The sequence below is a fragment of the Clostridium sp. CF012 genome, assembly GCF_018861755.1.
Taxonomy (GTDB): domain Bacteria; phylum Bacillota; class Clostridia; order Clostridiales; family Clostridiaceae; genus Clostridium_AD.
Genome location: NZ_JAHLEF010000082.1, coordinates 1 through 2,054, shown reverse-complemented (window position 1 = coordinate 2,054; position 2,054 = coordinate 1). Strand labels below are relative to the sequence as shown.

Annotated in this window: 2 protein-coding genes; one reads left to right on the top strand and one right to left on the bottom strand. The window is 30.0% G+C overall.

What is annotated here, in order from left to right; all coding sequences use genetic code 11:
• Window positions 1–147 precede the first annotated feature (147 nt).
• Entirely contained in the window at window positions 148–1,203 is a 1,056-nt protein-coding gene (hydE, locus tag KPL50_RS26280) for a [FeFe] hydrogenase H-cluster radical SAM maturase HydE (protein ID WP_216301427.1), read from the bottom strand.
• Window positions 1,204–1,478: 275 nt separating this feature from the next.
• On the opposite strand from hydE, the gene KPL50_RS26275 reads away from it, so the two are divergent.
• Window positions 1,479–1,709, top strand: a complete 231-nt coding sequence (locus tag KPL50_RS26275) for a glutaredoxin family protein (protein WP_216301426.1) — start codon at window positions 1,479–1,481, stop codon at window positions 1,707–1,709.
• Window positions 1,710–2,054: the final 345 nt, after the last annotated feature.

Sequence of the window (2,054 nt, the reverse complement as noted above, 5' to 3'; positions counted from 1 at the left end):
ACTTAATGTATTAAGTATAACAAAAAAGACCCTACAAAGTAGAATCAGTTAATTTTGAGACAACTATGCCTCTTTTTTTAACTGTCTACCTTATAGGGTCCATTTTATAAAAAAGAGCCCTAGGGCTCTTTTTATATATTAATAAAGTTATTTATTTTCATGTGCATTAGTAGTCTTATTTCCTCTAAAACCATAATTAGTTGAGACCCTTCGCCCAATGCTAGTAATCTTACCTGTTATGCAACCCCGACAATGAGCGGGAGTATCACCGGTACATATTTTACCTGGATATAGTGCATATTGTTTTCTATATTCGCCTTCTGTAACATTAGGCATAACAACATTGGCACCACTTTGTAGGGCCATAAGTCTTCCGTTTTTATTTAAGGACTCCATAGCCGTTGTTGCAGGTATATTAATGTCTGGCAGGAGTAACCGTGTTATAGCCATAACCTTAAGTGCCATAGTTAATTCTTTTCCCTTAGCATTTGCAAGAGGTGTGTCTTCATTTGGAATAAAAGGTCCTATGCCTAACATGTCGGCATCAATTTCTTTGAAAAATAATATGTCATCCGCATAGGATTCTATAGTTTGGTTTGGAAGTCCAACCATAACACCTGTGCCAATTTCAAAGCCTAATTCCTTTAACATTTTTAAGCAACTCACTCTGGTTTCGTGGCTCATGCCTGGATCCAGTTCTTCGTATAGTTTTTTGTCTGTTGTTTCAATTCTTAGAAGATACCTATCAGCACCAGCATCCCTAAAAGCTTTATATTCATCGTAAGTTTTTTCGCCTATACTTAAAGTTAGAGCTAAATCTAAAGCTTTTATTCCCTTTATTATTCTGACAACTTTATCAATGGTGTAATAATCATCTTCACCACCTTGAAGGACTATGGTTTTATAACCAAATGATTTAGCCTTAGTGGCAAAATCTAAAATTTGTTCTTCTGTTAATCTATATCTAATTATTTTTATATTATCACGACGAAGTCCGCAGTAAAGACAGTTTCTCTTACATATATTGGTGAATTCAATAAGACCTCTAAGATGAACTTCATCACCTAAATATTTGTTCCTAACTTCATCAGCCGCGTTAAATAGTTCTTGGTCTACATCATTGCTTTTTAAAAGAGAGACGATTTCTTGCTTGTTTAATATATGTTCTGTTTTTGCCTTATTTATGATTTCTAATAATTTCATTATTTTATGGCACCCCCTAGTATTTCTTTAAGGTAAGTAAAAGTTGTGAACTCTTATTTACTGAAGATAAAGTGTTAAGACTATCATAATATTATTAAAAATATATGTAAAGATAAAATAAAAAATTAATATATTAGTAAATTTATAGCTATACTAATAAAATACATTAGTAAATAATTATTATTGACTTGGGAAAGGAAAGATGTTACTATTAATATATAGTTTAATTGCATAGGATTTAGCTTATAGCAATAAAAGTAAAGGAGCGATTATTTATGAATAAAGTTGAGATTTATACAAGTAACACTTGTGGATATTGTCATTTGGCTAAGGAGTTTTTTAAAGAAAATAACGTTGAATATATAGAGCATAATATTTCTGAAGATCCAGAAGCGAAAAAAACGCTTATAAAAAAAGGATATAGAGGAGTTCCAGTAATAGATATAAATGGAGAAGAAATGGTTGGTTTTGATAAGGAAAAGGTGTTAGCACTATTGAAATTATAAAAGTAATAAGAATGGATGATATAAAAATATAGCCAATAAATAGATAGTCTAACTATTTATTGGCTATATTTTTGTTTTATAGTAGATAATAAAGTTATTTAACTGTAGATATATCTGGGACATTTTTGCTAAATGTCATTAAATATCTAAAAGTCAATAAAAATGTTGACATATACAAGGTTAACTGATAGAATACAAAGAGTAGTCACTCAGTGGCTAATAAGTAATTTTAAATTGGTCTTTGAAAATTAAACAGAGAAATAGGTAAAATAGCGAAATAATATTTCGTTAGACCAGTTAATTACTTTAGATAAAAAAGTAATTTTAGTCGTAAGACTAAAAAGT